The organism is Phenylobacterium sp. (assembly GCF_037138395.1).
Classification (GTDB): Bacteria; Pseudomonadota; Alphaproteobacteria; order Caulobacterales; family Caulobacteraceae; genus Phenylobacterium.
Genome location: NZ_JBAXIM010000147.1, coordinates 1 through 6,197 on the forward strand (window position 1 = coordinate 1; position 6,197 = coordinate 6,197).

At 69.8% G+C, this 6,197-nt stretch carries 6 protein-coding genes and 2 pseudogenes; 4 read left to right on the top strand and 4 right to left on the bottom strand.

The genetic code is table 11. The annotated features are described in order from the left end of the window. Positions 1-234, top strand: a pseudogene (locus WCJ52_RS10790) (hypothetical protein); the annotation flags it as partial. Next, positions 227-757: a phosphoribosyltransferase family protein gene (locus WCJ52_RS10795; protein WP_336903314.1), complete on the top strand. Its 531-nt coding sequence runs from the start codon at positions 227-229 to the stop codon at positions 755-757. The pseudogene WCJ52_RS10790 and the gene WCJ52_RS10795, both read left to right, overlap by 8 nt. A 2-nt stretch (positions 758-759) precedes the next feature. Here the strand turns inward: WCJ52_RS10795 and lysA are convergent, their stop codons facing one another. The 3 genes from lysA to argH are packed head-to-tail and all read right to left on the bottom strand — an operon-like array spanning position 760 to position 3,700. Then, entirely contained in the window at positions 760-2,046 is a 1,287-nt protein-coding gene (lysA, locus tag WCJ52_RS10800; RefSeq protein WP_336903315.1) for a diaminopimelate decarboxylase, read from the bottom strand. Next, positions 2,043-2,282, bottom strand: a complete 240-nt coding sequence (locus tag WCJ52_RS10805) for a hypothetical protein (protein ID WP_336903316.1) — start codon at positions 2,280-2,282, stop codon at positions 2,043-2,045. The genes lysA and WCJ52_RS10805 overlap by 4 nt, the downstream gene beginning before the upstream one ends. Then, on the bottom strand, positions 2,279-3,700 hold the full coding sequence (gene argH, locus WCJ52_RS10810) for an argininosuccinate lyase (RefSeq protein ID WP_336903317.1): 1,422 nt from the start codon (positions 3,698-3,700) through the stop codon (positions 2,279-2,281). Before argH ends, WCJ52_RS10805 begins: the two co-directional genes overlap by 4 nt. A gap of 1 nt (position 3,701) precedes the next feature. Here argH and WCJ52_RS10815 point away from each other — a divergent pair, with 1 nt between their 5' ends. Together WCJ52_RS10815 and WCJ52_RS10820 are read left to right on the top strand one after the other, a co-directional pair. Continuing rightward, positions 3,702-4,322, top strand: coding sequence for a TlpA disulfide reductase family protein (locus tag WCJ52_RS10815; protein ID WP_336903318.1), 621 nt, complete (start codon positions 3,702-3,704; stop codon positions 4,320-4,322). Between the two features lie 39 nt (positions 4,323-4,361). Then, positions 4,362-5,894 (top strand): acetyl-CoA acetyltransferase, encoded by a 1,533-nt coding sequence (locus WCJ52_RS10820; RefSeq protein ID WP_336903319.1) that lies wholly within the window; start codon positions 4,362-4,364, stop codon positions 5,892-5,894. On the opposite strand, the pseudogene WCJ52_RS10825 reads toward WCJ52_RS10820, so the two are convergent. Next, positions 5,884-6,197 (bottom strand): annotated as a pseudogene (locus WCJ52_RS10825) (hypothetical protein); the annotation flags it as partial. The gene WCJ52_RS10820 and the pseudogene WCJ52_RS10825 sit on opposite strands and share 11 nt — an antisense overlap.

A 6,197-nucleotide genomic window follows, 5' to 3' on the forward strand; every position in this document is an offset into this window, starting at 1 on the left:
ACCCTTCCGCCCCTCCAGTCCCGCTACTTCCAGGTCCTGGTCCGGAACCCGCCTCCCGGCGTGGCCAATTTCGCCCTGACCTTCGTGTCGCACCCGCCTGCGACCGGCAAGGCGACGGGTGCCGCCCCTGCGCCCGGCCCTGTTCATGGGTCCGCTCCCGCCGGAGAGGCCCATCCTCCGGCTCATGCTGCCGAAGCGCCGCCGCCGGCAGGTGCGCCTCCCGCCCATGAGTGAGCCGGCGTCGCCGGAACCCCTCCTCACGGAACCCGAGATCGCCGTCGCGGTCCGGGATCTGGCGGCCCGGCTTGCGCCTCGCCTCGCGCCAGACGCCATCGCTGTATGCCTGCTGACCGGAGGTATCTGGTTCGCCTCGGACCTGACCCGGGCCCTCGCCAACCTGGGCCGGCCCCTGAGCTTCGACGCCATCTGGATGTCATCCTACGGCGACGGAACCCAGAGTTCCGGCGCCGGGGCTGTCGTCGCCGGCCTGCAGCGTCCCCTTGCCGGACGGCAGGTGCTGATCCTCGACGATGTCCTGGAGACCGGGACCTCCCTGGAGGCCGCAAGGGCGCTGGTCCTGAAGGCGGGAGCCTCTGAGGTCCTGACGGTTGTCTTCGCCCTGAAACCGTCGTCGCGGCCGGGCCGACGTCCGCCGGACGCCTTCGCCTGGGAGGCGCCCGATAGGTTTCTCGTCGGGTATGGAATGGATGCGGCGGGCGCCTACCGGACCCTGCCCTGGATCGGTGCCCTGCCTTAGGCTTAGTCCAGCCAGGGCGGCATGGCTTCGCGCGACAGCATGTCCTCGTAGGTGGGACGGGGACGCACCAAGGCCCAGTTCGAACCCCGGACAAGGACCTCGGGAACCAGGAGCCGGCTGTTGTACTCGCTGGCCATCGACGCGCCGTAGGCGCCAGCGCTCATGAAGGCCACCAGGTCCCCGGCCTCGAGGGGAGGCAGGTCGCGGTCGCGGGTGAAGGTGTCGCTCGTCTCGCAGACCGGGCCGACCACGTCGAAGGCGGACAGGGCCCCAGTCCGGGGGTGGACCGGACGAAGGTCGTGATAGGCGTCGTACAGGGCCGGCCGGATCAGGTCGTTCATCGCGGCGTCCAGAACCACGAATCGGCGGCCCTCCGGCCTTTCGTGGATGTGCAGCACCTGGGCCAACAGGACGCCTGCATTGGCGGCGATAAGCCGGCCAGGCTCAAAGGCGAGGCCGATCCCGAGCCCGTCCGTGACCCGGGCGATCATGGCGGCGTAGTCGGCGGGCGACGGCGGCTCTGGCTGGTTGAAATAGGGAACGCCCAGCCCGCCCCCCAGGTCGAGCCGACGGACCGAAAGGCCGCAGGCGCGCAGGCGCTCCACCAGTTCCCGCATGCGTCGGAAGGCGGCCTCCATGGGCGCCAGGGCGCTGATCTGGCTGCCGATGTGGCAGGTCAGCCCCACCGGCTCCAGCCAGGGATCGGAACTGGCCTCTGCGTACAGCCGCTCAGCCTCGGAGAAGGAGACCCCGAACTTGTCTTCGGCGCCGCCGGTGGAGATCTTGGCGTGTCCTCCCGCGGCAACGTCGGGATTGACCCGGAAGGCGATCCTGGCGGGATGGCCGATCCGCTGCGCCACCTGGGAGACAAGCCGAATCTCGGGCTCGGATTCCACGTTGATCTCCGAGATGCCCGCCTCAAGCGCGAAGGCGATCTCACCGGCCTGCTTGCCGACGCCGGAGAAGACGATCCTTCCGGCCGGAACGCCGGCTGCCAGGGCGCGTCGGATCTCGCCCTCCGAAACCGTGTCTGCGCCGGCACCGAGCCGGGCGAGGGTGGCTAGCACCGACAGGTTGGGGTTGGCCTTGACGGCATAGGCGATCAGGACGGGCCCGCCCTCCTCGCCCTTGAGTCCTGCCCGGGCCATGGCCTCGGCGAGGACGAGGAAGTGCCGCTCCAGGGTCGCGGAGGAATAGATATAGACCGGCGTGCCAACCGCTTCGGCAATCCGCGACAGCGGAACGTCCTCGCAGTGGAGTTCGCCCTCCCGGAGCTCAAAATGGTTCATTTCGGCGGGGTCTCCGCCGCCTTGGGAGGCGGCGCGGCCAGGGGCGGCAGGGGTTCGGCGTTGCGGTCGCGCGGGTCGGTGGTCCGGAGGACCTGGCCGGGCTCGGCACCGGCGTCGATGTCCCGCGCTTGGCCCGGGCGGGGTTCGGGGCGCTCGAGCCGGCCCAGCTTGCCGCAGGCCGACACGGTGGGGAGGGCCAGGATCAGTCCGACGAGGGCCAGCCGCGCGAACTTCATGACAGCTTCTCCCTCCAGCGGGCCGCTTGCAGGCGGACCTGGTCGGGCGCTGTGCCGCCGTAGCTCTGGCGGCTTCCCGCAGAGGCCGCAGGAGTCAGGACCTCGAACACGGCCGGGGTGATTCCCTGGCACAGGGCCTGGAACTCGGCGAGGGGCAGGCCGGGCAGGTCGACGCCGAGCGCCTCCGCCCGCTTCACGGCTGCACCAGTCACGTGATGGGCGTCGCGGAAGGGCATGTCGAGGGTGCGGACCAGCCAGTCGGCGAGGTCGGTGGCGGTCGAAAAGCCGGCGCCCGCTGCCGCAGCCATCCGGTCGACGGCCGGTTCCAGGTCGAGGATCATTCCGGTCATGGCCGCAAGGGAAAGCTCGAGGGCGTCGAAGGCCTCGAAGGTCGGGACCTTGTCCTCTTGCATGTCCTTGGAATAGGCCAGCGGCAGGCCCTTCATGACGATCGTCAGCTGGGTAAAGGACCCCATCAGCCGTCCGACCTTGGCCCGGACAAGCTCGGCGGCGTCGGGATTGCGCTTCTGCGGCATGATGGACGAACCGGTGGAGAAGGCATCCGACAGGCGCACGAAACCGAACTGGGGCGTTGACCAGATCACCAGTTCCTCGGCCAGGCGCGACAGGTGGATGCCGCAGAGCGTGGCTGCAGCCAGGGCCTCGAGGGCGAAGTCGCGGTCCGAGACGCTGTCGAGGGAATTGGCCGTGGGCCGGTCGAAGCCCAGGGCCCTGGCTGTGGCCTCCCGGTCGATGGGGAAGGGTGAGCCGGCCAGCGCCGCAGCCCCGAGCGGGCACTCGTTCATGCGCGTGCGGGCGTCGGCGAAGCGCCCGGCGTCGCGGCCGAACATCTCCAGATAGGCCATCAGGTGGTGGCCAAAGGTCACCGGCTGGGCGGGCTGGAGGTGGGTGAACCCCGGCATGAGCGTGGCGGCGTGCCGCTCGGCGCGATCCAGAAGGGCGACCTGGAGGCTGTGGATCTGCACGAGGGTCCGGTCGCAGGCCTCCCGCACCCACAGGCGGAAGTCCACCGCCACCTGGTCATTGCGGCTTCGAGCGGTGTGAAGGCGTCCTGCCGCGGGCCCGATCAACTCGCGCAGGCGGGCCTCCACATTCATGTGGATGTCCTCGAACTCCTCGCGAAAGGGGAAGGTCCCGTCCTCGATCTCGCCTGCGATGGCGTTGAGCCCCGACTGGATGGCGGCTTCGTCTTCGCTTGTAATCACGCCCTGCTTGCGCAACATCGCGGCGTGGGCGCGGGAGCCGGCCAGATCCTGTTCGGCCAGCCGCCTGTCGAAACCAATGCTGACGTTAATCGCCTGCATCAGGTCGTCGGGCCGGACAGCAAACCGGCCGCCCCACATGGCTTGGCCCCCCTGGGGGGCTGTTTTCGGATCGTCGTGGGAGTCTTTGGTCATCATGAGCCAGGAAAAAGAAGCCGGATCTCCCAGGGTGGGCGTTCTGAAGTTCGCCCTCTGGGGCGCTGCCCTGGTCGGCGCAGCTGTCGTTGTCTACATCATCAGCCAGGCTTTCATAACCCCTCGGGCGAAGGGTGGCCTCAAGGACCTGACCCGGGGCGAGATGTCCCGCCTTGTCCTGCCCGCCGAGGCCTCTGCCGCGCCCGCCACCAGCTTCCTGGACGCAGACGGCAAGCCCGTGCGGATCGGCGACTTCCGCGGCAAGGTCGTGGTGGTGAACCTGTGGGCCACCTGGTGCGCCCCCTGCGTCCTGGAGATGCCGACCCTCGCCAAGCTGGCCGAGGCTCAGAAGGGCCGGGACGTCGTTGTCCTGGCCATTTCCATCGATCGCGACAAGGATGCGGACAAGGCCCGGGCCTTCATCGGCAAGAACGCGCCCCTCGCCTTCTACCGCGACCCGAAGTCGAGCCTGCCCTTCTCCCTGACCCCTCCGACAGCCGCCATGCCGACGACCCTTATCTTCGGTCGCGACGGTGTGGAGCACGCGCGGATGTTGGGTGAGGCGGACTGGGGCGGCAAGGACGCCGCCGCGGTGATCGATCGCCTGCTCGAAGAGAAGTAAGGATGTCCGGCTGTCCTGCGGCCGAGGGAGGAAATCGCGATGTCTTCAACGGATGACCGCACACCGGTACTGATCGGGGTCGGGCAGGCTGCAGAGCGCCCGACGGACCCCGGCTATCGCGCCCTCTCCCCCGCCGACCTGGCCGGGCAAGCGGCCCGCGCCGCCCTGGCCGATGCTGGCGCCTCCGGCGACCTCGCCGGCGCCCTGGACGTAATCGTCGCCATCCGCCAGTTCGAGATCTCCTCGCCAGGGGCGAAGGCCCCCTTTGGCGCCTCCAACAACTTCCCCCGTTCGGTCGCCCGGCGCATTGGCGCGGATCCGGCCCGGGCGATCCTGGAGATCACCGGCGGCCAGGGCCCTCAGCGCCTGGTGGGCGAGTTCTGCGAGGCCATCGCCAACGGCGAGGCCCAGGCGGTCCTGCTGGTGGGTTCCGAGGCCATGTCCACCGTCCTGACCCTGAATGCAAAGGGTGAGATCCCCGACTGGTCCGAGACCGTCGAGGGGTCGATGGAGGACCGTGGCTACGGCCTCGAGGGCATGTTCACCCCGTCGATCCTCAAGCATCGGATTACCGGCGCCATTCCCGCCTATGCCCTGTTCGAGAACGCCCGGCGCGCGCGCCTGGGCCTCGACCGGCCAGCCTACGCCCGGAAGATGGGCGAGCTGTTCGCGCCCTTCACCCGGGTAGCCGCGGCCAATCCCTATTCCGCCTCGCCGGTCGAGAAGTCCGCCGAGGAATTGGTCGCCGTCAGCGAGAAGAACCGGATTGTCGCCGATCCCTTCACCCGCATGCTGGTGGCCCGGGACCAGGTGAATCAGGCCGCTGCGGTGATCCTGACCTCGGTGGGGCGAGCCCGCGCCCTGGGCGTTCCTGAGGACCGCTTCGTCTACCTGCATGGCCAGGCCGACGCCAACGAACTGACCATCATGGAGCGGCCGGACCTGTCGGCCAGCCCCTCCGCCGTCGCTGCCGGCCGCAAGGCCCTGGAACTGGCCGGGCGCACGGTCGGGGACATGTCGGTCTTCGACTTCTACTCCTGCTTCCCCATCGCCGTGTTCAACATGATCGACGGCCTGGGCATCGCCGCGGACGACCCTCGTGGCCTGACCCTGACGGGCGGCCTGCCTTACTTTGGCGGAGCCGGAAACAACTACTCCATGCATGCCATCGCCGAGGTCGTCCCGGCCCTGCGCGGCCACCCGGGAGCCTTCGGCTTCGTCGGTGCCAATGGCGGCATGCTGTCGAAATACTCCGCCGGGGTCTATTCCACGGCGCGGGCGGACTGGAGCCGGCCCGAGGCCCGCCGGGCGAAGATCCCCTATGACCCGGTCCCCGGACTGGAGGTCGACACGGCGACGGGCGAGGGCACGGTGGAGACCTACACCACCACCACGACCCGCTCGGGGCCGGCCATCGTGGTCATCGCCCGCCTGGCCGACGGCCGCCGCGCCGCCGCCAACCAGGCCTCGGAGGCCGCCTTCGCCGAGCTCGCCGCCCGTGAGCCCATCGGCCGCCGGGTCCGCCTGGAGACCGACGCTGAGGGCTTCAACCGCTTCACCTTCATCGACTGAGGCCGTCCAGCTCGGACAGGCGCGCCCGGCTCCAGACGCTGTCCGGACGCTCAGCCAGCCGCTCGCCCACCAGCGCCCGGGCAAAGCCGGTCTCGCCGCTCCGCAGGGCTGCAACCAGCAGGGTCCTCTGCCAGGCATCACGCTGGGCGTGGCTGCCGCCGACCACCGACAGGAGACGCCGCACGGGCGCCAGCCAGGCGACGCAGGCCGCGAAATCCCCCCTGGCGAAGGCCAGGACGCCCCGCGCCGCTGACAGCCCCGCCGCCTTCAGGACCTGGGCATTGGTCGCCGCCGGGTCCGGAT

What these genes read in the sequence shown, in the direction of transcription:
- WCJ52_RS10795 (WP_336903314.1), top strand. Translation starts at nt 227, where the DNA reads ATGAGTGAGCCGGCGTCGCCGGAACCCCTCCTCACGGAACCCGAGATC.
- lysA (WP_336903315.1), bottom strand. Translation starts at nt 2,046, where the DNA reads ATGAACCATTTTGAGCTCCGGGAGGGCGAACTCCACTGCGAGGACGTT.
- WCJ52_RS10805 (WP_336903316.1), bottom strand. Translation starts at nt 2,282, where the DNA reads ATGAAGTTCGCGCGGCTGGCCCTCGTCGGACTGATCCTGGCCCTCCCC.
- argH (WP_336903317.1), bottom strand. Translation starts at nt 3,700, where the DNA reads ATGACCAAAGACTCCCACGACGATCCGAAAACAGCCCCCCAGGGGGGC.
- WCJ52_RS10815 (WP_336903318.1), top strand. Translation starts at nt 3,702, where the DNA reads ATGAGCCAGGAAAAAGAAGCCGGATCTCCCAGGGTGGGCGTTCTGAAG.
- WCJ52_RS10820 (WP_336903319.1), top strand. Translation starts at nt 4,362, where the DNA reads ATGTCTTCAACGGATGACCGCACACCGGTACTGATCGGGGTCGGGCAG.